Genomic DNA, 24,553 nt, shown 5'->3' on the forward strand with positions numbered 1-24,553 from the left:
TATGGCGAAAGACACCATCACCTCCATGCAATTCATTTTTATCATTTCCGGCATTCAAATCAGCGTTGCCGTCCTATCCTTGCCGAGAAAATTAGCCGAGATTGCTGGCACCGATGGTTGGCTTGCCATTCCGCTTGGCTATGCCATAAACATCTTTTGCAGCTATATTATCGTTATGGTCATGAAAAATTGCTCTGGCAAAACATTGATGGATGCGTTATCCACAATGGTAGGAAAATGGTTCGGCAAAGGCTTTGCGCTTGTGCTAGCCCTCTTTTTTCTGCATCTTCTATACGATGGCTTGATACGCGCAATCCTTATTATAAAAACATGGCTAATGCCAAATACCCAGGGCTATGTATTATTAATTTTACTTTTAATTCCAGCTTATAAAGTAGCCATCGCCGGTCCGCGCATTATTGGCAGATATGCAGAGCTCATTGTTGTTATTTCCTGCTGGCTGCCCTTTGTTTACTTGTTCACGTTAAAATATGCCCATTGGCTCAATTTACTGCCGCTATTCAAAGCAGGCTTCATGCCCGTTCTTTCTGCAGTGAGTGCCACGGTTTACCCAAGCCTTGGCATTTCATCGGTATTTATTTTGTATCCCTATTTAAAACATAAAGAAAAAGCCGCTCCTGCTCTATTTATATCCAATACACTTACTATGGCGGTATATCTCTTTATTACGATCATCTGCTATATCTACTTCAGCCCGCATGAAGCGACTTTGTTTAATGATCCGATTATCAGTATTTTAAAAACGATAGAATTTCGTTTCATTGAACGTATCGAGGTGCCTTTCATTTCTTTTTATATCTTTGTATTCTCGATGGTATGGATTCCATCCCTTATTTCGTTTCCCTCTGCGTATCCTATGCTTTTGGATTAAAGGATCATCGTGTGCCGCTTCGACTTCTCTGTATCCTACTCGCAATCGGCACATACTTTTATATGCCTACCTTTAATCAGAGCAATACGCTGGTAACATGGCTTGCTATTTTTGGATTTGGAATGGAATATATCCTGCCTTCCCTCTTGCTTATTTATATTTTGCTTTATAAAAAGCTTCACAGGAGGAGTCGCTTATGAAACTGCGAACCGTGGGGGCTAGCCTAATACTGCTTGCCGTTTGCCTTGCATCATCCGCATGCACTGATCAGCTGAGTTTGGAAGAGGCTGCTACTCCACTCGCTCTCGGCATGGATTTAGATGAAAATGAGAAGTTCCATTTTTACTCCTCTATTCCCGTATTTAGCAAAAACATTAAGAAAAAAGGCCAAGAAATTGCTGGTGAGGCTGACACGCTTCGCCAGTCGAGATCGATTCAGGATGCCCAAACAGGCGGGTCAAACCAAGGCCGAAATTATCAGGTGGTTTTGCTTGGCAGACATTTTTTGAAATACGAGGATTGGTTTCCAATGCTTGATGTCCTTTTTCGTGATGCACGAAATACGGTTACGGACCGCGTTATTGCTGTTGATGGTCCTGTAAAGGATCTCATTTATTTGAATCCGCCTGATCAACCGCTGCTGCCTATATTACTCCGCAACATGATCGACACCAAAACAAAAAGATCAGAGACGTATGCGACAACTGTCCAAGAATTTCACCGGCAATTTTATGATAAAGGACTCACCCCCTACATCGCAGAGGTGAAGTTAGTAAACAAAAAAGTTGTGCTCAAAGGCTCTGCTCTATTAAATTCAAGAGGAAAATATGTCCTTTCATTAGGTGCACAAGAAACCGTGCTGCTAAATATTTTGCAGAAGCAAGCAGACGCTGGATATAGCTTATCCTACCGGATACCAGGCAAGTCTGTCAGCGGGCCTTTCGCGACGGATACCGTCAGCTTCACAGGTGGAAAAGTAAAGTTGAAAATCAAAACCGCTTATAAAAACGACAGATTTATTTTTAATATTCTGGTCAAAACAACAGTGGGACTCTCAGAGCATCTATTCCCAATCGACATTTCAAGTGAATCGACTTGGCTTGAGAAGGAATTGAACAATCTTATGCAAAAGCAATATGAAGCTCTAATAAAAAAGCTGCAAAAAAATAATTTGGACCCCATTGGATTAGGTGTATATGCCAGAGCCTATCATTACAAGCAATTTATGAAAGTAGAGGACCATTGGGGGGAGGCCCTGGCGGATGCTGACATCAATATAAAGGTTGATTTAACCATCCGCGCGATGGGACCCATTAAGTAGAAGTTCTTACGATTTATTCGATCCGCTTTGATCGAAATATTAGCTTATGCTCCTTCAGCTGCTCGCGCTGATAAGCAGCTGCGATACCGTTTGCGCCAATGGAAGCCTTGCTTACCTCCTTATAGAAGAGCGAGGCTTCGACTTCTTTACTGAAAGGAAACGGATCTAGTGTAATCGTTGAATGATCCTTCCAATCGGCAATCAAGGACGTTTGGCCTGATCGATCGAACCAATACGGGAATCCGTTAGCGAACCATTCGTAATTTTGTCTTGGCGTGCCTGGCTGATCCATACATACAAATAAGGAAAGCTCATCACAAAGCAGCAGCGCCTTCGCATGCAGCTGAAGCAGCTTCACATCCAGCTGAAGCCGCTCGATAATCGCACTCTGACGAGAGAACTCTCGTTCAACAAAAGGAACGGTATCTTCATTTCTGAACCTCTCAGCCAGCGTCGTATACAAAATACTGCCGAGCAATGCCGCATATTCGCTTGTTTCTTGCACGCGGTCCAGTCCTCTGGAATAAAAGAAAAATCGAATATTGCCCGGATAATCGCGAAACGAAAAGGGGGCCTGCACGGCATCATTCCATAACGGAATACGGTCTAGGTCAATCCAGCTGCTATCATGCTCATAAGCGGCATACGCCAGCTCTTCTCTGCGTTCCGCGCTATGAAACAATTCATCTTGCCATGCAGAAACAAGATCTCCCGAAATACGAGCATGATCATGCTGCGCGATCAGAATAAACGACTCTTCCTTCTCGTATACGATCATCGATATCAGTCCTTCCTACCATTCTCTATTTCTATGTGCCGCGTAATAACAACGTCCATTAAGCGTCTATAAATTGCGCTCGCATATTGTGGATTCAGACCGCACGATGCAGCTAGACCCTCGATTTTATCAAATTGCTCAGCCTCCCGGCTCGAATCCTGCGCAGCGAGCTTGTTGCTTGCTTTATATATACCAACCTCTTCTGTCAATTGAAACCGTTTGGCTAACAAAGAAATAATTTGTTGATCCAAATGATCAATGCCTTGTCTTAATTCATCTAGTCTGGAAGCTTCCATATTAATCTCCCTTGCATGCTGTTTTCTTACGATTGTACCATCTCCTTCACTCAAACGGCTATAAGCTTTCGTGAGAAGAAAAAAAACTGCCTGCGGGCTTAGGAAGCCAGCGGCAGTCTATTTGTCATACCATTTTATTAGTTGGAATGTTTCTTTGCCAGCTCTTTGCGAACAACCGGCATCACCTTCGCAGCGAATAATTCAATAGAAGTCGCTACTTTGGAGAAGGGAATGCCTCCAATATCGAACTGCGCCATAAACCTTGTATGGCCAAACAACTCATGCTGCGCCAAAATTTTCTGAACAATCAACTCCGGACTGCCTACCGCGAGTGCATTCACAGGACTTGCCAGCTGCTCGAAGCGTTCTCTTGACAGCTTCTCTCCTCGTTCTTTGCCACCCATAAATTCGTGCAAGTAATTCGCATAATAAGGATAATATTCATCCTTAGCCTGCTCCGTTGTATTGGCAATATAACCATGGCTAGTTATCCCCACTTTAAGAGTGTCCCGCTTATGCCCTGCTTGTATGCCCGCAGTACGATAAACGTCAACAAGCGATTTGAAATACTCAGGATTGCCGCCAAGTATCGCAAGCGCCATTCCTGCTCCCAGACTGCCGGCCAGCTCAGCGCTCTGAGGAGTACCTCCTACACCAATCCATACCGGCAAACGAGCTTGAAGCGGACGAGGCGCAATTTCAGCATCGTTAAGCGCAGAACGAAAACGACCGCTCCAGGTCATTCGCTCGGTTTCATTGAGCTTTAGAAGCAGGTTGATTTTCTCATAAAATAGTTCCTTATAATCGCCGAGATCATAACCGAACAAAGGGAACGATTCTACATAGGCTCCCCGCCCAGCAATCATTTCTGCTCGTCCATCGGACAGCAGGTCCAAAGAAGAGAAATCTTCAAAAACTCTTACCGGATCAGAGGTTCCAAGCACCGTAGTTGCACTAGTCAGCCGAATTTGTTTCGTTACTTGAGCAATGGCTGCCAATACGACAGGAGGTGATGTTACAACGAAATCCAATCGATGATGCTCGCCTACTCCAAACACATTAATACCTGCCTCATCAGCAAGCTTCGCTGCTTCAATAATTTCTTTCATACGGTCTCTCGGGCTCAGAGAAGTACCATTTACTGGATCAGTGCTAAGATCGCCTAATGTATAAATGCCAAATTCGAATTCTTCTATATGCTCCTTCGTTTTTAGACCATTAATCGTTGTTTCCTCTTTGATGACAAACACCGCTTTCGTCGATTTATATCGAAAGACGTATGACGTCTTTATCCGAAACACTTAGTTACTTTACGTAAGTAATATTACATAAGTTATTAAGTTACGTCAAGTTAAACGGTCAGAAATTGGTTGCTTATCCCCTATTTAGCGTACGCAAATAAGGCTGAAACAAGTCTCGCTTGTTTCAGCCTTATTTTGTATTCTACTCTTCTATAATAAGTATGCCCCATGGTGCAAGGTTCAATTGCTGACCGGTTTCAACTGGGCTTTCCGTAAGCAGCTCTAGGCCCCCTTGATGCTGATATACGAGTGTGACAGCCGCATTCGAATAGTTAAAATAATAACGTATGCGCTTCCCGCTCCTGTTCACACCTGTCTTAGTGATCATTGGAAAGGCTAGTTCTTGATTCACTTCCCAAAGCCCTGCAACTCGCAACACGCGGCTCAGCGCCTCACGAACTACAGCTGCTCCCGGCATGCAGCCTATATAGGTTGCAGTACCTTCACCATATTGATTATGTGTGATTGCTGCATATTCGCCCCATTGCGAATGATCGTAATAGGCAAGCACCTCCGCAGTCGTCGGTATAATCAACTCCATCCAGGATTCAACCTGAGCATCCATACCATTTTCAGCGATCAGCTTGCCTTTGAGTCCAACCTGATTTGGCTTTATGAACATGTTGTAGGATATGCCGCATGCCTCATGAATGATACCTGGCTGCACCGAGTCTCGAACCTTAACGACCTCGTCCGTGAAGCCGCTCTTGAAGGTGTATACGACATGTCCGCCTGCGCGAACATATTCATTTAATCGTTCCAGATGCTCGGAAGCAGCGGAGTACAATGCAGGGACGATGATGAGCTTGTAATCATTCAGCGTCTTATACGACGGCTGAATGAAATCAACTTCAACATTCAATCCATACAATTCATCATATAGTGATCGGACCACATCATTGTACGTTTTGCCATCAGGCAGCTTAAACCATTCCATCGCAGAAAGTGCTTCATTGCTGACCATTACGGCAACTTGATTCGTTTTCCGCAGACCAACAAGCTTGCTGCTCAGTTTAGCGAAATCAGCACCGATCGTTTTGGCCTCGTTATAAACGGGGTTCGGCATAAAGTCATGGCTAAGCAATCCCTTCCAATACGTTTCGAATGAATTATGAATCGAATGCCAGTGCCAATAAGCAACCATGTTCGCTCCCGATGCAATATGACTGAAGGCTTGCAGCCGCAATTGACCGGGATACGGCGTCCAATTCGGGAAAGCCTGTGCTTGCGTCTCAAGCACCAAATAATTGTCATGTTTCAACGACCGCGTCATATCGCCCCCAAATGATATTTCAATGCCGGTTAAATCATCCTGCGAGGGATGATAAATATCTACACCTGCAATGTCGAAAGGCTCTGAAGCTGCAAAATGATCTACAGAAGGCTGAACACCGAATGAATAACCTCGCCATTCAAAATCAAAGTTTTGCGTTACGAATTGTCCAGGCTGCTTATATTCATTTACAAGACCCACTTGCCAGGATAAGAAGTTGTTGACGAGCTTTCGCTGAAATTTAGCGAACTCAGCACCAAGGCTGCCGTTAATTGTACCGACTACAGACGGGAATTCCTCCCAGCTATTGATTCGGTTGCTCCAGTAATCCAGACCGAACATCCGATTTACACGCTCTAACGTTTCATACGTTTCTCGCATATACTTGACGAATTGCAGCTGAACATTGGGCCCTGCCGTATCATAATGCTTCGTCTCATTATCCGTCTGATAGCCAATTACAGCTGGATGCTTGCTTACGCGGCTAATTAGCTTGCGAATAATTCTCTCCGAATAATAAAGATAGGCCGGATTGGTAATGTCCATAATTTGACGAGCCCCATACTTCCCTGGACCTCTAGGTGTAACCGCAAGCACATCTGGATGCTCCTTGATCATCCAAGCCGGCACTGCATAGGTGGGGGTTCCTACGATCACCGCTATTTCTGCCTGGTGCATCGCATCCAGCACCTTATCAACAGAAGAGAAATCAAATACGCCGTTTTGCGGCTCATGTGTGCTCCACGTTGATTCTGCAATTCGAACGACGTTGATGCCAGCCTCCTTCATCATTCGGATATCTTCATCGAGACGCTCATAAGGCATATATTCATCGTAATAAGCAACGCCATACATCAATTTGTTCATGAGATAAACCCCTTCTTTAATTCGATAATTTGCATTCGCACCCTACTTGGAGCTAGCCTTTAATAGCCCCTTCAGCTATACCGTGCATAATAAATTTTTGAAAGAAAGAATAAATAATAATGACAGGGATTGCGGTCAGCACAAGTGCTGCCAGGATGAGCGACCATTCCTTGTTGTACTCACCAAACAATGTGTTTGTAGACAAGATAAGCGTATAGTTGCTTGTATCCGTCAGCATGAGCAGCGGCAGCAAGAAATCATTCCATATCCATAAAAAATCAAGAATCGCGATCGTGACCGTGATCGGCACAAGCAGCGGGAATATAATTTTGAAGAAGGTTTGATATTCATTACAGCCGTCGATTTGTGCAGCTTCCTCCAGCTCTCTCGGGATCGACTTCACAAAACCATGGTATAAGAAAATCGCCATATTGACGCCAAGGCCAATATATATGATTGCAAGCCCATACGTGCTGCCTTGTACCGACATCGTTTTGGCCATTCTAGTCAATGGGATCATAATCGAATGAAACGGAACGAGCATTGATGCGATAAATAAGAAGAAAATGAGATTGCTCAACCTTCCGGTAGTGCGAGAAAGCTTATAACCAGCCAATGAAGCACATAATACGATTCCTCCAATGCCAAGCACGGAGATAATGATCGAATTAAGCGTGCTGTTCAACAAATTAATTGCCTTGAACGCATCGACATAATTGTTGAAATTAATTTTTGTAGGCAGCGATAAGAACGAGCTGAACATCTCTCCTTGCGTCTTGAACGAATTAATAACCGCTAAGTAAATTGGGAAAAAGGAAATGGCGGCACAGATTGAAAGTATAATGGTAATGAGAAAGGAGCTAGATTTTTTATTATTCATGCTTCCACCTCTTTTCTCTTCATAACTTGAATTTGGATAAAGGTGAAAATTAAAATAACGAGAAATAGAATGACCGACTTGGCACTCGCGTAGCCGTAACGGAAATTGTTCGAGAACGCTTCTTCGAATATATTCATCGTGATGACCTGCGTGCTTCGTCCTGGACCTCCGCCAGTCAAGCCGTATACAACCTCAAATACTTTAAAAGCACCGTTAAGTGTAAGGAAGAAACAAATCGTAATCGCATGTGTAATCATCGGCAGCGTGACATTGCGAAACGTTTGGAATGGAGATGCTCCATCAATCATTGCAGCTTCCTTTAAGCTTTGCGGAACGCCCTGCAAGCCTGCCAAATAAATAATCATCATATATCCGACACCATTCCAAAGCGATACGATCAGAATGGAGAAAAAGCTAACCTTTGGATCCCCAATCCATGCTTGATCCAAGAAAGCAAACGCTGTCTTCTCAGCTATCTGAGGCAATACTTGAGCGAATACAAACGTCCACATAAATGCGCTAATGATGGTGCTTATCATGTTCGGCATAAAAAATATAGTACGGAAAAAGCCTTTGCTTTTGCGGCGGGATTCTATAAAAACAGCCAGCAGCAAAGCAAATAGATTTTGTAGAACAACCATAAATACGACATACTTCAGAGTGAAAAACAAGGAGCCTACAAAATCGGGATCTTCGGCAAGCGCCTCGACAAAGTTTCCAAAGCCAATGAAGTCATAATCCCTATTTAAGCCATTCCAATCGGTAAAGCTGTAAAACATGCCTCCGAGCGTTGGAATTAGCAAGAAGATGGCATACAAAATGAATGCAGGTCCAACAAACATTAATAATGAGATATACTTTTTGTAGCTCTTGACCGGCATAGTATCCGCCCCTCTCCTATTTGTCTCTACTAAGTAAAGGGATGAAGCGAAGATGGATGTTCTTCTCCACTTCATCCCAAGCCAAAGGTCATTATTTATTTACTTTGTTGTACGACTTCCAAGCTTTGTCAAGCGCTTTGATTACATCGTCCTGCGTTAATTGACCCGCATAATACGCTTGTAATCCTTTGCCAACCTCATCCTTCACGGATTGTGGAATAGCAGGATCTTGATAAGATTTCCCTTCTTTTACATAGACCATTGCATCATTTACCCATGGATAGCTGTCATACGTGTGAACCGCCGAGATTGGATTAAACTTGAGTGCTTGGAAAAAGTCATTTGAAGCGGTGTCATCCAGTACATAATTGATAAAATCGAGTGCAACCTCTTTGTTTTTGGTGCTCTTCGATACAGCCAAAGATGTTGAAGCACTTAGATTAATTAATGTCGCTTCTGGATTGTCATTGATAGGCAATGCCGCTACTCCAAAATCAAGATCTGGATTTGATTTGAGAATCGTTTCCGCATACCATGGGCCTTGCAGCCACATCGCTCCTTTGCCCGTAGCGAACGCTGCCGCACCGTCATCGCCACCGACCTCAGTAGCTTTATCAGTACCGTTTGCATTAATTAGATCAAAGATATCGAACATCGCTTTCATTTCTGTAAAAGAGCCTTCATCCTTATTCATGCGGTCAATAAAATCAGCGTTTTCCGTATTGATTATTGCGCCTGCAGCAAGCGGCAGGACAAGCTGCGGTATCCATGATTCTTTGTACGACAGTACAAATGGCGAGATATTGTTCGCTTTCAGCTTCTCGACAACCGCTTTCATTTCAGTCAACGTTGTCGGCGGTGTGAGTTCGAGATCCGAAAACATCTTTTTGTTGTAGAGGTATCCCCACGATAAGGTTTCCAAAGGAACGGCAACTACTTTACCGTCTGTCGTTGTGACGGATGGTTTTACGCTATCCAAAAGCTTGCCAACAAACGGCTGATCCGATAAATCTTCCAGGTATCCCGCCTTATAGTAGGATGGAATTTCGTTTATCGCATGCAGTGCGAAAATATCCGGCGCATCGTTTGAAGCCAATCTCGTTTTTAAAATTTGCGCTGCGTTGTCTGCTGTCGGCATCTCTAGCTGAATCGAAACATCGATATTTTTTTCTGCTTTCTCTTTGGCAATAAAATCATTCACATATTTATCGTAGTGCTCCTTAAACCTTGGCTGAGCGATAAACATTTTGAGCTTGACGCTTTTCGCCTCTCCGACGTTTGGTGCTCCTTCTGCATCGCCCGAGTTGTTTGCGTTATTTCCGCAGCCAGCCAGCAAGGTTGTTGCAAGTACCGTGATCAGTAGACCTTTAATCATTTTTTTCATTTCATTTGACCCCCCAGAAGCTTGTTTTGTTTACGCTTTCATTGTATCTAAAATTTGAAAGCGTTTTATTGGACAGAATTAGACTCTTTTTATGGATAATTTTAAACCTCGCTATTTTTTCTCATCTCACCCGGAGCGATGCCAAAATGTTTTTTGAATACGCGGTAAAAATAAGTTAAATCCTCATACCCTGCCATTTCCGCAATCGTTTTGATCGGGATGCTCTCATCGAGCAGCCACTCCTTCGCTTTCACCATACGCAAATGCAGCAGATAGTCCGTTACATTACGGCCAAATTCCTGCTTGAACATCTTACTCAAATATTCCTTGCTTACGAAAAAGGCTCTTGCAAGCTGCTCTAACGTGACCGATTCCGTGTAATGCTCCTCCATAAAGTGTCTAACCTCATCCAAGTTCAGCTTATTTTTAAACTTCCGTCGCTGAATTAGCTGCTCTAATACATAGACATATTGCTGAGTGAGAAATTGCTTTGTATTCGAGCTCGATTCCACTGCTTCTTGGGCATATAGCGCGGACAGACTTTCACTATCCTGTGAGTTCGCGTTCATAAGCTCCTTCAGCAGCAGAAGCAGCTCCTGCACAACCTGTTCTCTCATCGCGGAATTAATTGCTTCCTTAGTCTCAAGCTCCCTCATCATATGACCTAACGTAGTGGTTACACCTTCTAGGTTGAGGTCATTATAGTGAGACTTAAGCAACTGCTTATAGGTAGACAACGCATAAGAGAGATCCAAAGATAATGGACTGCGCTCAATAAGGGCTGTCTCCAGTATTTTTTTGCAATTTAGTAGAGCTGCGTTCAGCTCCTTCGGGTCAACTGGCTTAAGCAAATAATCAATCGCTTTATTGCGAAGCGCATGCTTGGCATACTCAAAGTCATCATAGCCGCTAATGACAATCGTCAGGATTTGACTATGCCGTTCATTCAGCTGCTGCAGCAGCTGTACCCCATCGAGCCCAGGCATCCGCATATCCGTAATAACAATTTGCGGCTGTAATTCCTCGGTTAGTCTAAGCGCCTCCTTCCCGTCCTCTGCTTCTCCTATAATGTGCATCCCAAGCTCCTGCCATTCACCAAACGCTCTTATAATATCTCTTGTCCAGCTTTCATCATCCACAATTAATACATTAATCATACTGAGCCGCCTCCTGATTCCATCGGAATGGTTACCGTTACTGTCGTTCCTGCTCCTAGCTCGCTTTCAATGGAAACACCGAATGCCAAGCCAAAATGCATCTGGATGCGAGAAGCTACGTTTTGGATACCGATTCGATTGCCATGCGTCCATAATTGACCATTTTGATTGTTCAAACGTCTCTGCAATTCACTAAGCTTGGATGCACTTATTCCTGCACCGTTATCTCTGATTTGAATACGAATCGTATTTTGCACACAAGCTACTGCTAAATGGACTTGCCACTCGCCTGATTTGTTTTCTAAACCGTGGATAAAAGAGTTTTCAACTATTGGCTGCAGCGTCAGCTTCGGAATGGGACTGTTCATTGCATAATCATCCACGCTAATGGTGTAGATCAGCTTAGAAGAAAACCGCTGCTTCTGAATGAGCAAATAATTGTTGAGATGATCCATCTCCGCCTTTAAGGTTGCAAGATCATTCGGATCTCGAATGATATATCGAAACATATCACTAAGCGAGCGAATAATTTCATAGCTCTCGATCGGTTTTTTCGTAAACAGCATGCTGCCTATCATTTGAAGTGTATTTTGCAAAAAATGCGGATTAATTTGCGCTTGAAGCGCCTTTAGCTCTGCTGTCTTCTTCTCCAGATTCATACTGTATTCCGTTTTAATATGCTCCCTTATGCGATAGGACATGTTATACAGCTTCGATTCAAGCAGGCCTATCTCGTCTACACGATTGGTTTGCACCAGCTCTGTATCTTTGATAATGCCAAGCCCTTGCATCGATCTTGCTAGTGTTACGATCGGCGTCGCTGTACGCCATGCCAGCCAAATAGCGATCAAGATGGACAATATAATAGATATGGCTCCGACAATAAGTCCAAAATGCATCGTAGACTGTGCGCTTTTGTTAATAAAACTTGTCGGTATTATGGTCACCAGCTTTAAGCCCACTGGATCGATCGTATTATAGAAGACATATTCCATTGGTGTTTTGAAATAGCCTTGTCCATCCTCCATCTGCTGCACTCGCGACATTATTTCCTGAGAGGGCTCTTCCCCAAAGGGCTGGTACATAATGCTTCCGTCTTCACCAGCGATCAATACTTTATGCTCCTCGCCTCTGCCAATTAAATCAAGCGTTTGATCAAGCATCGACCACTGAATATTCAAGGAAATGCCGCCGAGCTTCTCCCGGTTTTCAAACCGATTAATGCTGCGAATAAGCTGGAATTGTCCATTTTCCACGTTGGACTGGATAACAAAATCCTTCTGCTGCTCAAATAGCTTATCATAGGGTGCTGGTACTCTTTGCGGAGTTTCGAGATCATATTGCGAAGAACTTATCGTAAATAATTTGTTCGGCTCGCTTAAATAAAGCTCTGCACCGATAACCTGATTGCCTGCGGAATAAAATAAATTACTAAGCGTGTCCAAAACATTTTTTTGCGCCGCGAATTGATTATAGATGGTCGATCCTTCTACACTGAGCAGGTAATCATTGATATGCGGGCTGATTAACACGGTGTAAATCAAATTGTTTAATAGAGTGAATTGATCTTCCAAATAAACGCCTGTCCATTTCATATTGGAGAGGTTGGTACCGATCACTTCCGCCTCCATCGATTTGCGATTATTCTCAGCTGCAAGCAACGTTACTGCGACGATCGGCATGACGGATAATATAATCATCGTAAAAATCAATTTATTGCGAATGCTACGCCGAAAAGGATCGATCAGTTTACGTATAAGCTTGGCCAACATAGCTGCTGTGCACCTCCCTTTTCTCTTTCTACTTATAGCATAACCGAGTCGGGCGCAAAAAAACTAACGCCCCTAATAAAGCTGGCGTTAGTCGCTATGCTGCGGTTTCCATTCGATTCCTTACTGCAATCATATTTTTTTGTAAACGCTTTAATCATTATATCCTGACCATGTATAGGTATTATTGGATAATATTAAACGTTTTTATTGGACTATTTTAAACCACCTGCAAAGGCGAACACTTCGTTTCTCCGGAATAAAACGCGCAGCACCGCCAAAGGACGGCGACAGCCATTTCACCTCGGTTCAACTTGTATCGTTTAAGGAGAAGCAGCTTAGACTGCACTTATTACAACAGAAACCTCACATGAGAGCGGTTTCTGCTGGCTACATTGTAGTTTTGCAGGAGAATGAGCTCCAAACCAACGAATATCGCCCTAGAATAGGCATTCTATTGCACAAACTGCAATGTACGTATCGAGTCAAGCAAGTAACGTCAATTACGTTGCACAAACTGCAGCGTAGCCTCGTCCCATAGCGCTATTCCCTAAACGAACTAACCCAACTATATCAGTTGAACCAAAGATATTGGCGGTGTCCTAGACTGCTTCTCCCTTAAGATATAAATATAACGCTTGATAACGTTCATATCTGCTTATTCGAATTATTTGCTTTCTTATTCGACATGTAGGTCTTTATTTCCTTACCATAGGTTTCTAAAACTTTAGTTCAACCTATATAGAAATTATATAGAAAAAAATCGGCCTAGACATTTGTTCAATGTCTAGGCCGATTTTTTTCTAAAAGCTTGATTTTTCCCATAGCTGCTGTACGAGCCCCTTCAAATAAAGCGACTGACTCCAGCGGTTACTAATCTCTACTTGTCTGGAAGCAGCCTCATCGACAGTTATTGCATAAGGGGCTGGTCCAAGCTCTATGACCACGGGGAAATTTCTATTCTCTGCCTTGGATGCCATTCGCCAATGTCTCATCGCGCTTTCCCACCATCCCGCAAAATGAGGCAGCATCGGATGATTGCCCTCAGGCCCCGCATCAATCTGAATCTGCTCCCCATTTGATATGCGTGTATGAATACTGGAAGCGTTCGGGAGCAAAGCTTGCAGCAGCTGCTCTGCCTCAGGAGATATGGTATGCAGCTCGCCTGCAACGACATAATGGGAATAATCGATCGTAAGCCTAAGCTCTGGCAGCGACTGCAAAAATTGCTGCATCCGGATCAAGTCCTGTGTAATCGTCCCGCGATGTGTCTCTATATAGACCGGAATGCCCGCTTCCCGTGAAAGCGCGTCTATGCCAGAGAGCAGCTCAATTGCGGATTCACCAGTAAGAAACGGCCTCATCACCTGCGCATTAATATAGCTAACCTTGCCAAACGCCGCAGCTTCCTCCAAAAAGTCAGACATTTCCGTTAGAGAGGCCGGATACGCATTAACGCTAAAGGACAAGCCGTATTGCTCAAGCAATTCCTTCCATAGCCCGCGCTCCTCTGGTGCAGGCACAAAAGCGTTGATGCCATCGAAGCCGTTCTCTGCAATGAGCCTAATCTTCTCACTTGTTTCCTCAGCGTGCCCAGCCGTTCCCTGCAAGCCGTTCATTCCCCACCAAGACATTTCAACCTGTAGCTTACTGTTCATATCGCCCATCCTTTAATGCGGATAAGCCATCTCGAAATCAATTCCGCAAGGGCCTCCAGCTGAATTAGCTTCCAAATCAACGATCGTTCCATCCTGCTTGAACAGCGGGCGGTAATGCATATTAATATGAGTAGCCGACATATTCGCATAGTGACAAATGAAGGCACGGCGGAATTGATCCTTCGTTTTGTTCCTATAGGAGCCGTGAATGAGATTCCCGTTAAAAAACAGCACATCTCCCTTATCCATAATGACTGGCTTAGCCTTCTGATCCTTCGGCGGTTTTACATAATGCGTCGTGAAGGATTCATTGGAATCAGCCAGCTCTGGACAGCTAAGCTCGAACTCGCTCGTTTTTGGAACGACTAACAAACCGCCATTTTCTTCATTTGCGGCATCGATTGCCGTCCATGCTGCGATACAGTTGCCTGGCTCTACCTGCAAATAAAAATTGTCCTGATGCAAGGCTTGGCCTCGCGAGCCCGGCGGCTTGTAATAAAACATGCTTTGGGCTGCCAGCGCCTCTTCACCATATAAATCGGCTAACACCTCCATTACGGGTTTATGGAGCAAATATTGTTTAGCCGTCTCGTCAAATCGATGTGGATGCATCACACGTGGATATCGCTTTAGAGGATCATCTGTGCTTCCATCAAGCACCGGCTCGAACAGGCCAGGAATCACCTGATGACTGATTTCCTCAAACTTATCTTCAATGATGCGGACATCCTCCTCAGAAAATAATCCTTTTACAATTAAATAGCCTTCTGTACGAAAATGATTCATTTGCTCTTCGCTTAATACTTTTATTGGATTCGTCATAGCAGGCTGCTCCTTTGCAGAGTTATTCGTTCTTCTTGACATCATCATACGATTTTCACTATGTCTTAGAAAGAATGATTACTGCTGAAAACTATCGGTATTCTGCTATAATGTATGCCTAATTGCTGCTCAACCTTACTTTGGATAGGATTGCTAACAGCAAAAATAGGGCTATCCTACAAGCAGCTTTAGCTACTTGTGGACAGCCCCATATTAATATCGCTAGTAATAAATGAATTAAACCTTTTGCACAGCAAGATCGAGCCAATCCATTTCTTCCTTAGTTAACTGAATAAGCGAGCCCGCATCGCAGGAGTGAAGCTCCTCCGCCGATTGTGCTCCAATTAATGCACAGGTTGGAAACGGCTGATTAAGCACGTAGGCTAGTGCGATTTGGATAGCACTAACGTTTTTCTTCTCTGCAAGCTGCTTCGCGCGCTCCAGCCTTTCCCAGTTGTCATCGCTATAAAACACTCTCACTAAATCGGCATTGTCGCGAACCTCAGGGGAGAATCTGCCCGTGAAGAACCCTCTCGCCTGCGAGGACCAGGAAAGGAGTGGGAATTGCTGATCCTCATGCCATGCACAAGTCTCTTCATCAGCAGAAACACAGCCCGCCCAGAACGGCTCATTTGCTTTAGCAAGACTAAGGTTCGGACTATTGAAAGAGAAGCCTACAAGCCCATTAGCTTCAGCATACTCATTCGCTTCCTTGATCCGCTGCCAAGTCCAGTTCGATACGCCAATCGCTCTAACGCTGCCCGCCCGCACATGCTCATTCAAAATCTCGATAACCTCTCCTGCTGGAACAGCTGGATCATCCCGGTGCAGCGCATACAGATCGATATAATCGGTTTGCAAGCGTGCAAGACTAACCTCGAGATCTGCTTGAATCGCTTCCTTGCTCACTCGCGGTCCGTTTTGATCATGATGTGCACCTTTCGTTAAAATAACGATTTGCTCACGATTGCCTCGCTCCTGCATGTAGCGGCCGATGACCTCCTCGCTCTGCCCGCCGCAATAAATATGTGCCGTATCAATTGAATTGCCGCCGATCGCTAAGAATGCATCGAGATTAGCAGCCGCTTTTTCAAAGCTATGATGAAAGAAATAATCCGAGCCTTTCATTAAACGCGAAACCGGCTTTGGTGAACCTTGAATTTGAATATATTCCATTGTAGTATCCTCCTCAAATGATCTTTTTGTTATAGCACAATTCTCGTACGTTCATGAGCAGACTGCAGACAAGCATCGACTACCTTCATATTTTTCACCGCATCAGCTCCTCCGAACTGCAGAGGCGTTTCGCCTTGTATGGCACGCGCCAAATGATCGGCCTGTGCTGTATACGCATTCACATGCGGCACTTCAATTTCGCGGCGTTCTCCCTTATTGCTTACGAAGAAATTGCCGCTTCCAAGCTCGTTAGTCACAAATGCGGATGGAACCTCAATCACACCCTCGGTGCCCAGCACCTCAAGCGGATTGCGGAACGCTGCCCACATCCCACAATCAAAGGTAAGCGACACAGCTCCCTCGAACTCCACCAATCCAGATGCCATCATATCAACATGATCATGCTCCGGCGAAAACAATGCCTGTACAGTCACCGCTTCCGGCTCTTTGCCAAGAAGCAACCTAGCCGCGTTAATCGGATAGCAGCCGACATCATAAATCGAGCCGCCGCCCCACTCCTTGCGGTATCTAACATTTTCTTTATGCCCAGCATTATTGAATGTGAATGCGCTGCGAATGCCGCGAACCTCACCTATTTCTCCTGAATCAATCAACTTCTTAATCAAGTCATATCTAGGATGATAGCGATACATAAACGCTTCGGATAACAGAACGCCTGCTTTCGCAGCAGCCTCCTCCATCTCAGCCGCCTCGCTCGCCGTCAAAGCCAGAGGCTTCTCGCATAAAATATGCTTGCCTGCCTCAGCTGCCCGAATCGCCCATTCCCTATGCAGATGGTTTGGAAGCGGAATGTATACGACATCAATAGAAGAATCCGCCAGCAGCTCTTCATAGCTGCCATAAGCGACTGGAATATCGAGCTCTTCTGCTGTCTTCTTCGCATTGTCAACATTGCGGCTTGCAATCGCCGCCACCTCGTTCAATTCAGAAAGATGAAGGCCGGGGATCATTGCCCGTTTGGCAATTCCTGCACAGCCCATAATGCCCCATTTCAGCTTTGACTTCGTCATAACATCGTCACTCCAACCTGTTTTTATTATTATATTGTGATAAGAAAAAAGATAGAGCTATCTCAAACGCACTTCATCCCTGCTGATCACATATGCTCATGCAAGTAGATAACATAGGAATTAACGTTTCTATTTATAGTTTAAGGTAGATGACTTGAAAATAAAATGATATTATTTTGTCATACGTTAAAACAATATTGTCATCGAGGTGAATGAAATGCAGCGACAAAGCCATCTGCTCACATTGCCGCAAAATCCGTTCTTTATTTTCCCCGAATCGGTCGGAAATTACTGGGATCAGCCCGATCATCACACCTTGCGGCTTGCAGATTCATTAAATAACTTCAACATTCATTTTGTTGTGTCCGGCAAAGGGTATGTAGAATGGGACGGCGTCGTCCATACGCTTGAAGCAGGAGAAGCTGTGCTGTATTTCCCCTTGCAGCGTCAGCATTACTATAGCAGCGAGGATGATCCGTGGGATATTCGTTGGGTTCATTTTTATGGCACGGGGCTTCAGGATTATATGATTGAAAGAGGCTTTCACAAAAGTCAGCTGTGGACGATTCGCCAGCCAGCCGCTTGGGAGCAAGTGCATGAAGAGCTGCTTGTTGAAGCAGAGAGCTATCGTATGCTGCATCCAACAAAGCTTGCCTCACTGACGTTCGCCATACTTGCTGTGTTTGTCGAGCAAGCCGTACCCATATCAGGAAGTAAGGCCAGCAATGCCGGCAACCGTATTTTAGAGCTGCTTCCGCTCTTGCAGCAGGAGGCCGCGCAGCCATTCATTCTTGAGTACTGGGCTGAGCAAGCCGGCGTCAGCCCCCATTATTTTTGCAAGCTGTTTCGCAGTGTTATGGAGATGACACCTATGGATTTTATTACACGCACCCGTCTGCAAATGGCCAAGCAATGGCTGCTTGAGCGCAAAGAGGTTAATATCGGGCAAATTGCCAGCGATGCAGGGTACCCAAGCGTTAGCTATTTCAACAAACGATTCATGGAGCATGAGGGCATGACACCAACCGTATATCGCAAGCTATACGGCATATAGGGCATCTGACTCATTTGGACAAATCAAAATAAGCTGCTTTAATTTGTCCATTGAGTCGCGACTTAAAATCCATTACGATAGAATAAATTGATAATGATTCTCATTATCTAAATCATACTATTTATCGGAGGAGAACCATCATGTATCAAGCTACAAAACCAGCTGCTCTTTTGGCTACATTCGCATTAATCGGGGGATTATTGCTAGGCTGCGGCAGCAACGCAGATAAGAACAGCAACGCAGTTAGTTCCAACGCTGCTGCAACAGAAGCACCTGCACCAACTGCTACCGCACAGGCCGAAGAAACTAGCCGCGTCTTCACCGACTGGACGAATCATAACGTCGAAGTACCCGTTAATCCACAGCGTATTATTTTTCATGGTGAAACAACGGGAGATTTGCTCGCCCTTGGCGTCAAGCCCATTGGGATCATAAAAAGTCAGACTTCTGGAACTGTGCTCGAACAGCAGCTAGCCGATGTGGAGGATGTTGGCTTCCCGCTTAGTGTCGAGAAATCGCTAACGCTTCAGCCTGATCTTATTATTTTCGGCAATGCAGATGAGCAGCAATACGAAACCATATCCAAAGTAGCTCCAACGGTAACCTTCAACACCTTCGCTAGCATTTCCGAGAGAATGCGTACACTTGGCGACTTGTTAAACAAAAAACAAGAAGCTGAGGACTGGTTGGCCGCTCACGCAGCTAATACAGCCGCCATGTGGAAAAATCTGAATGAAAACGGTATAGCTGAGGGCGAAACTGCTTCTGTTTTCACCATGTACCCGGGCAATCGCCTATTCATTATGGCTGGTGCTGGTCTACCACAGTTCTTATATGAGGAAGGCGGATTTAAGCCTACCAAAATCATTCAAGATATTATTGATCAAGAAATCGGCTTTGTTGAAATCTCCGCAGAGCTATTGCCTGAATATGCCGCTGATCGTATTTTCATCCTTAACCCTGTTGATCCAGCTGCCGTTCAGTCAAGCAATGATTTAATGAAGAGCGAAATATGGCTTAAGCTCCCTGCTGTTCAGAAGGGTCAGGTGTACAATATTGACATCTTGAAGGCATCCAGCGACGCTACGAGTAGAGAATGGCTTGTTGATGAGCTGCCAAAAATACTTTTGAATAAATAAAACTTTCCTATATGTCGATAATTAAGAAGAAGCTCTTCAACTAAGGTTGAAAAGCTTCTTCTTTTTGACTATAATGAATTCAAATGATAATAATTCTCAATAGCGAAATGAGGCTTGGCCATGTCTGATCCCACACTTCCTGCTTTACCGCTTCGATCCTTGCTCTTTCATTTTTCAAACATGGAGCTGTTCAAGCATTCGGCTGGCGCAGTGTTAGCCGAAGAAATGACAGTAAACTATATGCTGCTTATTTTTAAGAGCGGCAGCGGAACACTCTTTGCCGAGGAGCGCTGCTCGCATTTCTCATCATACAGTACCTATCTTCTTCCGCCAAACACCGTCTATCAATTCGAAAGTACGGACGACAGCAAAATGGAATACTACCAAATCTCCTTTCAGGTGTTTCAACTGCAAGAGGGTGCTGCCCTACATTATGACAAGGATTTATTTCCTGATCGTCAGGAGCTTCGTGTCTACCCCCTTGCTCAATGGATCGATTTGCTGAATCAGCTTTACATTGGAAATACCAGCCCTAACGACATTGAAGCTCATCGTCAGCAGCTCCAGTTCCAGAAGCTCATTGGATTTCTGTTTGAGCATAATTTACAAGTCGATCGTATGCCAAGCTCTACGCAAACCGTTGAACAAACGATTCAATATATGCAAACCAATTTCCAAGACAACATTACCGTTAAACAGCTTGCTCACATGGCCAATGTTCCCGCTTGGCAATTCACTTCAATCTTCAAGGAGTTAACGGGGAAGAAACCGCTGGATTATTTGACTGAGCTGCGAATTAATCGTTCGAAGGAATGGCTGCTTCATACAGAAAATCCACTCCGTGATATTGCAGAGCGTGTTGGCTTTACCGATGAGTACTATTTCAGTCGCCGCTTTCGTCTGATGACTGGCTACTCGCCAAGACAATATGCGATTTCTATGCGTCAAAATATTCTCGTTAAGGATTGGAACAATCATGAGATCAGTATCCCGGCGCGGCCAAACCGTATTTATTATTATGGAGAATCCACTGGCGATATTAAGACGTTAGGCATTCCGCTAGTCGGCAAAGATCTGCTCGGCAAAGATACCACCTATAACTTAGCGCATGCATCCAATCTTAAGCCTGACTTGATTATTTTTGACCATAAAGACGAGGGTCTTTATACGCAAATATCTCAGATCGCCCCAACACTTGCATATAATTCGCGAGGAACGCTTGATAAGCGGCTGCTTATGCTTGGTAATTGGTTCGGTAAAAAAAAAGAAGCCGAGAATTGGCTTCTTCTTCATCATAGCAATACATTGTTGATGTGGCAGCAGCTTCAGGCTCTTATCCGTAAAGATGAAACCGCGTCTGTCTTCGTCTTCCATCGGGGAAAACGTTTATTTGTCATGGGCAATATTGGTTTAGCATCGACCCTTTATCATCCTAATGGCTTCCGTCCCACAGGCAAGGTAGGGGACATTTTGAAATCTGGCAGACCTTATAAAGAAATTACAGCCAAAACCATTCATCAATATGCTGGCGACCGCGTGTTTATGATGCTGCCTAAGGACGCTGTGTCCAGAGAGGCTATGGAGGAATTAATGCGCGGCTCGATTTGGAATAGCCTGCCCGCTGTCCAAAATGGGTTTAGCTACCTGCTTGATGAGCAGGAATGGAACTACGAGGATGCCTCCTCCCGGGACAAGCTGCTCTCCATGCTGCCTGAGCTGCTCATCCAATCCTCCTAAGTATCCTTATGTGCCAAACTGAGCTTGATGAAGACGACTATAAGCACCCCGAGCAGCAAGCAGTTCTTCATGCTTGCCCTGCTCGGCAATCCCCTGCTCTGCAACAACTATAATACGGTCAGCATTTCTAATCGTTGCTAGCCGATGCGCAATGACAAGCGTCGTACGACCGCGAGACAGCTCCGCAAGCGCAAGCTGAATGGCAGCTTCCGTTTCAGTATCCAGAGCGGAGGTCGCTTCGTCCAAAATAAGTATCGGCGGATTTTTCAGAAACATACGAGCAATCGAGAGCCGCTGCTTTTGACCACCTGAGAGCTTCACGCCTCTTTCACCAATAAGGGTATCAAGCCCTTCCGGCTGTGATAGCACCAGCTCCTCGAGCTGTGCTTGACGGGCTGCGCGCATCACCTCTTCATCCGAAGCCCCAAGCTTTCCATATGCAATATTTTCACGGATGCTGCCATCAAAGAGGAATACATCCTGCTGCACAATCCCAATGTTCGAGCGCAGCGATTCAAGCGTCATTTGACGGATATCCATCTTATCTATTGCGATTGAGCCTTCTTCCACATCGTAAAAACGCGGCAGCAGACTGCAAAGCGTCGTTTTACCCGCACCTGATGGACCAACCAGCGCTACCGTTTCGCCGGCACGAATCGATAAATTCAAGCCTTGCAGCACCTTGTCTTTATTCTCATAGCCAAACGTAACATTTGTAAACTGAATATCACCTTTAAGATTGCTCATCGTTACTGCATCTGGCGCATCGTCGATATCAGGCGCTGTTTCCAGCAACTCCAGATAACGCTTGAAGCCCGCGATTCCTTTCGGATACGTCTCAATAACGGAATTAATCTGCTTGATCGGACTTAAAAATACGTTAGAGAGCATAACGAATGCAATAAATTCGCCGTAGCTCATTTGCCCTTGAATAACAAACCACGTGCCGCATACCAGAACGAACAACGATATCAGTCTCATCAAAATAAAACTAATCGAAGAATTCCATGCCATCACGCGATAAGCGATCAGCTTGGTCAAGCGGAAACGGCCGTTATTTTCAGCAAAACGAGCCATCTCATGCTTTTCATTAGCAAATGCTTGAACTACGCGAATGCCGCTTACGTTATTTTCTACACGAGCATTGTAATCTGCAATATCGGAAAACATCCGATTAAACGCCGCTGACATTTTACGGCTGAAATAGAGTGATAAATAAATCATAAGCGGAATAATAACAAAGGTCATTAGCGCAAGCTGCCAATTAATGCTCAGCATGATCCCGAACGCCCCGGCAAGTGTCATAATGGCAATGACTAAATCCTCCGGTCCGTGATGGGCAATTTCGCCAATGTCCATCAGATCATTCGTCATCCTTGATACGAGATGTCCTGTCTTGTTATTATCGAAAAATCGGAAGCTTAGCTTCTGTACACGATCAAACAGCTGCTTGCGCATATCCGATTCTATATTGATACCCAGCTTGTGTCCCCAATACGTAACCACATAATGCAAAGCAGAGCTAAATATGTAAATAACCAGCAGAGCAATGCAAGCATATAAAATCCACTTCCAATTTCCGCTTGGCAGCAAATCATCGACGACACGATTAACGGCCAGCGGAAATGCCAGCTCCAGCAATGCAGCTAAAATCGCACAAGAAAAATCCAAAATGAACAGCTTTTTGTAAGGCTTGTAATAAGCAAAAAAACGGCGCAGCATAACCAACTTCCTTCCTCTTTCATCAATAATATAAGTGTAATGAAAATCGTTATCATTTACATCCACCTTATCGTATAGCAAAATTACGGTATAGAGCAATGGACAAACGTGAGCATTTTTTTGTACAAAAAGAAACCCTCTTGAAAAATGATATCGATGTCATAATTTTGTAGTTTCCATGTCCTTTTCTCGCAATATCATGCGCCGCAGAGCTATGCTAAAGTAAAAGCAACACAGTGAAAAGAGGGAACAAGATGACTAAAACAATTCGAATCGGAATTATCGGAAGCGGCGGCATTGCAAGAGCTCATGCTTCTGCCTATAAGAAAATGCCTTATCAAGTGGAAATCGTTGCCGTAGCCGACAGCTTGCCGGGAAGAGCACAAGCTTTTATAGAGCAGGAGGAGCTTCCCAATGCTCTCGCGTTTGAGGATCATAGAAAGCTGCTGGAGCTGGACTTAGACGGCGTCAGCATTTGCACTCCCAACTTCGCCCATCACGAAACCTCTGTAAACGCGCTAAATGCCGGCAAGCATGTGCTCGTTGAGAAGCCAATGTCCGTGACGCTTCAACAGTCCATTGATATGGTTGAAGCTGCGGAGCGCAGCGGAAAAATGCTCACCGTAGGCTTTCAGCCAAGGTACGACCCGAATATGTCGTTGATTCAAGAAATCGTGCAATCGGGTAAGCTCGGCAAAGTTTATTTTGTCGAAACGGGCGGCGGCAGACGGCGCGGCATGCCAGGCGGCACCTTTATTCGCAAGGAGCTTGCGGGTGCAGGCGCGATGGCTGATATCGGCTGCTATTCCCTTGATATGGCGCTTAATGCGCTGGGCTACCCTAAGCCGCTCACCGTATCGGCATATACCTCGAACCATTTTGGAACCAATCCTCTTTATCATAAAGAAGCGTCCAATTTTGACGTTGAGGATTTTGGCGTAGCGATGATTCGTTTGGAAGGCGATATCGTACTCAATTACAAAATTAGCTGGGCAATGCATATGGATTCGCTAGGGGCAACGATGTTTCTTGGTACAGATGGCGGTCTCAAAGTTACGCCAGCAGGAATCGGACCTTGGAGCGGAGTATGGGATGGCAGCGTGGGCAGTATGACTCTTTATCATGACGTCGTTAATCAGCACACCCAATCCAACATTCCCGTTATTGAGCACGGTTTAAATTTGTTTGATGAGAAGGTAAGAGATTTTGTAGCTGCGATTACTGATAATCGTCCTGCGCCTATTCCTGGAGCTGAAATATTGTACAATCAAGCTATTATTGACGGTGTTCTCCGTTCCGCAGCAAGCAAGCGAGAAGTAACGATTGAATTGCCATAAAAAGGTGAAACGGCTGTCGCCGTCCTTTCAAGGGCAAAGCCCGTTTCGCAGTGATAGATCAGCCTATATAAATTAAAA

The 24,553-nt window shown here is 44.7% G+C and carries 20 protein-coding genes; 6 read left to right on the forward strand and 14 right to left on the reverse strand.

Annotation, left to right across the window (positions count from 1 at the left end; genetic code table 11):
- Window position 1 precedes the first annotated feature (1 nt).
- Both MHI37_RS20365 and MHI37_RS20370 read left to right on the forward strand, forming a co-directional pair.
- The gene (locus MHI37_RS20365) at window positions 2-892 is read left to right on the forward strand and encodes an endospore germination permease (RefSeq protein ID WP_256710609.1); all 891 of its coding nucleotides are present in this window, start codon (window positions 2-4) and stop codon (window positions 890-892) included.
- A 196-nt stretch (window positions 893-1,088) separates the two neighbouring features.
- Entirely contained in the window at window positions 1,089-2,213 is a 1,125-nt protein-coding gene (locus MHI37_RS20370) for a Ger(x)C family spore germination protein (protein WP_076338099.1), read from the forward strand.
- Window positions 2,214-2,226: 13 nt separating this feature from the next.
- Here the strand turns inward: MHI37_RS20370 and MHI37_RS20375 are convergent, their stop codons facing one another.
- The 13 genes from MHI37_RS20375 to MHI37_RS20435 form a co-directional block, all read right to left on the reverse strand.
- On the reverse strand, window positions 2,227-2,991 hold the full coding sequence (locus MHI37_RS20375) for a DUF3891 family protein (protein ID WP_076338100.1): 765 nt from the start codon (window positions 2,989-2,991) through the stop codon (window positions 2,227-2,229).
- Window positions 2,992-2,996: 5 nt separating this feature from the next.
- Entirely contained in the window at window positions 2,997-3,287 is a 291-nt protein-coding gene (locus MHI37_RS20380; protein WP_076338101.1) for a chorismate mutase, read from the reverse strand.
- Between the two features lie 137 nt (window positions 3,288-3,424).
- On the reverse strand, window positions 3,425-4,510 hold the full coding sequence (locus MHI37_RS20385) for an LLM class flavin-dependent oxidoreductase (protein WP_076338154.1): 1,086 nt from the start codon (window positions 4,508-4,510) through the stop codon (window positions 3,425-3,427).
- Window positions 4,511-4,730: 220 nt separating this feature from the next.
- The gene (locus tag MHI37_RS20390) at window positions 4,731-6,728 is read right to left on the reverse strand and encodes a beta-galactosidase (RefSeq protein WP_076338102.1); all 1,998 of its coding nucleotides are present in this window, start codon (window positions 6,726-6,728) and stop codon (window positions 4,731-4,733) included.
- Window positions 6,729-6,780: 52 nt separating this feature from the next.
- Window positions 6,781-7,608 (reverse strand): carbohydrate ABC transporter permease, encoded by an 828-nt coding sequence (locus MHI37_RS20395; RefSeq protein ID WP_076338103.1) that lies wholly within the window; start codon window positions 7,606-7,608, stop codon window positions 6,781-6,783.
- Window positions 7,605-8,489 carry a sugar ABC transporter permease gene (locus MHI37_RS20400; protein WP_076338104.1) on the reverse strand — a complete coding sequence of 295 codons (885 nt, stop codon included), beginning with the start codon at window positions 8,487-8,489 and terminating at the stop codon, window positions 7,605-7,607. The genes MHI37_RS20395 and MHI37_RS20400 overlap by 4 nt, the downstream gene beginning before the upstream one ends.
- Window positions 8,490-8,580: 91 nt before the next feature.
- Entirely contained in the window at window positions 8,581-9,873 is a 1,293-nt protein-coding gene (locus MHI37_RS20405; RefSeq protein WP_076338105.1) for an extracellular solute-binding protein, read from the reverse strand.
- A gap of 101 nt (window positions 9,874-9,974) precedes the next feature.
- Entirely contained in the window at window positions 9,975-11,030 is a 1,056-nt protein-coding gene (locus MHI37_RS20410) for a response regulator (RefSeq protein ID WP_076338106.1), read from the reverse strand.
- Entirely contained in the window at window positions 11,027-12,802 is a 1,776-nt protein-coding gene (locus MHI37_RS20415; RefSeq protein ID WP_076338107.1) for a sensor histidine kinase, read from the reverse strand. Before MHI37_RS20415 ends, MHI37_RS20410 begins: the two co-directional genes overlap by 4 nt.
- An 800-nt stretch (window positions 12,803-13,602) precedes the next feature.
- Window positions 13,603-14,457 (reverse strand): sugar phosphate isomerase/epimerase, encoded by an 855-nt coding sequence (locus MHI37_RS20420; protein WP_256710600.1) that lies wholly within the window; start codon window positions 14,455-14,457, stop codon window positions 13,603-13,605.
- Window positions 14,458-14,469: 12 nt separating this feature from the next.
- Complete coding sequence (locus MHI37_RS20425) at window positions 14,470-15,279, reverse strand: phytanoyl-CoA dioxygenase family protein (RefSeq protein ID WP_076338108.1); 810 nt, start codon at window positions 15,277-15,279, stop codon at window positions 14,470-14,472.
- A 237-nt stretch (window positions 15,280-15,516) separates the two neighbouring features.
- On the reverse strand, window positions 15,517-16,455 hold the full coding sequence (locus MHI37_RS20430; protein WP_076338109.1) for an aldo/keto reductase: 939 nt from the start codon (window positions 16,453-16,455) through the stop codon (window positions 15,517-15,519).
- A 29-nt stretch (window positions 16,456-16,484) separates the two neighbouring features.
- On the reverse strand, window positions 16,485-17,486 hold the full coding sequence (locus MHI37_RS20435; RefSeq protein WP_076338110.1) for a Gfo/Idh/MocA family oxidoreductase: 1,002 nt from the start codon (window positions 17,484-17,486) through the stop codon (window positions 16,485-16,487).
- Window positions 17,487-17,703: 217 nt separating this feature from the next.
- On the opposite strand from MHI37_RS20435, the gene MHI37_RS20440 reads away from it, so the two are divergent.
- The 3 genes from MHI37_RS20440 (at window position 17,704) to MHI37_RS20450 (ending at window position 21,416) form a co-directional block, all read left to right on the forward strand.
- Complete coding sequence (locus MHI37_RS20440; protein WP_076338111.1) at window positions 17,704-18,540, forward strand: AraC family transcriptional regulator; 837 nt, start codon at window positions 17,704-17,706, stop codon at window positions 18,538-18,540.
- Between the two features lie 140 nt (window positions 18,541-18,680).
- Window positions 18,681-19,679 carry an ABC transporter substrate-binding protein gene (locus MHI37_RS20445; RefSeq protein WP_076338112.1) on the forward strand — a complete coding sequence of 333 codons (999 nt, stop codon included), beginning with the start codon at window positions 18,681-18,683 and terminating at the stop codon, window positions 19,677-19,679.
- Window positions 19,680-19,799: 120 nt separating this feature from the next.
- Window positions 19,800-21,416 carry an AraC family transcriptional regulator gene (locus tag MHI37_RS20450; RefSeq protein ID WP_076338113.1) on the forward strand — a complete coding sequence of 539 codons (1,617 nt, stop codon included), beginning with the start codon at window positions 19,800-19,802 and terminating at the stop codon, window positions 21,414-21,416.
- Between the two features lie 6 nt (window positions 21,417-21,422).
- Here MHI37_RS20450 and MHI37_RS20455 read toward each other — a convergent pair whose 3' ends face one another.
- On the reverse strand, window positions 21,423-23,138 hold the full coding sequence (locus MHI37_RS20455; protein WP_076338156.1) for an ABC transporter ATP-binding protein: 1,716 nt from the start codon (window positions 23,136-23,138) through the stop codon (window positions 21,423-21,425).
- A gap of 254 nt (window positions 23,139-23,392) precedes the next feature.
- On the opposite strand from MHI37_RS20455, the gene MHI37_RS20460 reads away from it, so the two are divergent.
- A complete protein-coding gene (locus tag MHI37_RS20460) occupies window positions 23,393-24,475 on the forward strand; it encodes a Gfo/Idh/MocA family oxidoreductase (protein ID WP_076338114.1) in 1,083 nt (360 codons plus the stop codon).
- Window positions 24,476-24,553 lie beyond the last annotated feature (78 nt).

This window comes from Paenibacillus sp. FSL H8-0548, assembly GCF_038630985.1.
Lineage (GTDB): Bacteria > Bacillota > Bacilli > Paenibacillales > Paenibacillaceae > Pristimantibacillus.

Coding starts and splice junctions, on each gene's coding strand:
- MHI37_RS20365 (WP_256710609.1), top strand. CDS start 2: ATGGCGAAAGACACCATCACCTCCATGCAATTCATTTTTATCATTTCC.
- MHI37_RS20370 (WP_076338099.1), top strand. CDS start 1,089: ATGAAACTGCGAACCGTGGGGGCTAGCCTAATACTGCTTGCCGTTTGC.
- MHI37_RS20375 (WP_076338100.1), bottom strand. CDS start 2,991: ATGATCGTATACGAGAAGGAAGAGTCGTTTATTCTGATCGCGCAGCAT.
- MHI37_RS20380 (WP_076338101.1), bottom strand. CDS start 3,287: ATGGAAGCTTCCAGACTAGATGAATTAAGACAAGGCATTGATCATTTG.
- MHI37_RS20390 (WP_076338102.1), bottom strand. CDS start 6,728: ATGAACAAATTGATGTATGGCGTTGCTTATTACGATGAATATATGCCT.
- MHI37_RS20395 (WP_076338103.1), bottom strand. CDS start 7,608: ATGAATAATAAAAAATCTAGCTCCTTTCTCATTACCATTATACTTTCA.
- MHI37_RS20400 (WP_076338104.1), bottom strand. CDS start 8,489: ATGCCGGTCAAGAGCTACAAAAAGTATATCTCATTATTAATGTTTGTT.
- MHI37_RS20405 (WP_076338105.1), bottom strand. CDS start 9,873: ATGAAAAAAATGATTAAAGGTCTACTGATCACGGTACTTGCAACAACC.
- MHI37_RS20410 (WP_076338106.1), bottom strand. CDS start 11,030: ATGATTAATGTATTAATTGTGGATGATGAAAGCTGGACAAGAGATATT.
- MHI37_RS20415 (WP_076338107.1), bottom strand. CDS start 12,802: ATGTTGGCCAAGCTTATACGTAAACTGATCGATCCTTTTCGGCGTAGC.
- MHI37_RS20420 (WP_256710600.1), bottom strand. CDS start 14,457: ATGAACAGTAAGCTACAGGTTGAAATGTCTTGGTGGGGAATGAACGGC.
- MHI37_RS20425 (WP_076338108.1), bottom strand. CDS start 15,279: ATGACGAATCCAATAAAAGTATTAAGCGAAGAGCAAATGAATCATTTT.
- MHI37_RS20430 (WP_076338109.1), bottom strand. CDS start 16,455: ATGGAATATATTCAAATTCAAGGTTCACCAAAGCCGGTTTCGCGTTTA.
- MHI37_RS20435 (WP_076338110.1), bottom strand. CDS start 17,486: ATGACGAAGTCAAAGCTGAAATGGGGCATTATGGGCTGTGCAGGAATT.
- MHI37_RS20440 (WP_076338111.1), top strand. CDS start 17,704: ATGCAGCGACAAAGCCATCTGCTCACATTGCCGCAAAATCCGTTCTTT.
- MHI37_RS20445 (WP_076338112.1), top strand. CDS start 18,681: ATGTATCAAGCTACAAAACCAGCTGCTCTTTTGGCTACATTCGCATTA.
- MHI37_RS20450 (WP_076338113.1), top strand. CDS start 19,800: ATGTCTGATCCCACACTTCCTGCTTTACCGCTTCGATCCTTGCTCTTT.
- MHI37_RS20455 (WP_076338156.1), bottom strand. CDS start 23,138: ATGCTGCGCCGTTTTTTTGCTTATTACAAGCCTTACAAAAAGCTGTTC.
- MHI37_RS20460 (WP_076338114.1), top strand. CDS start 23,393: ATGACTAAAACAATTCGAATCGGAATTATCGGAAGCGGCGGCATTGCA.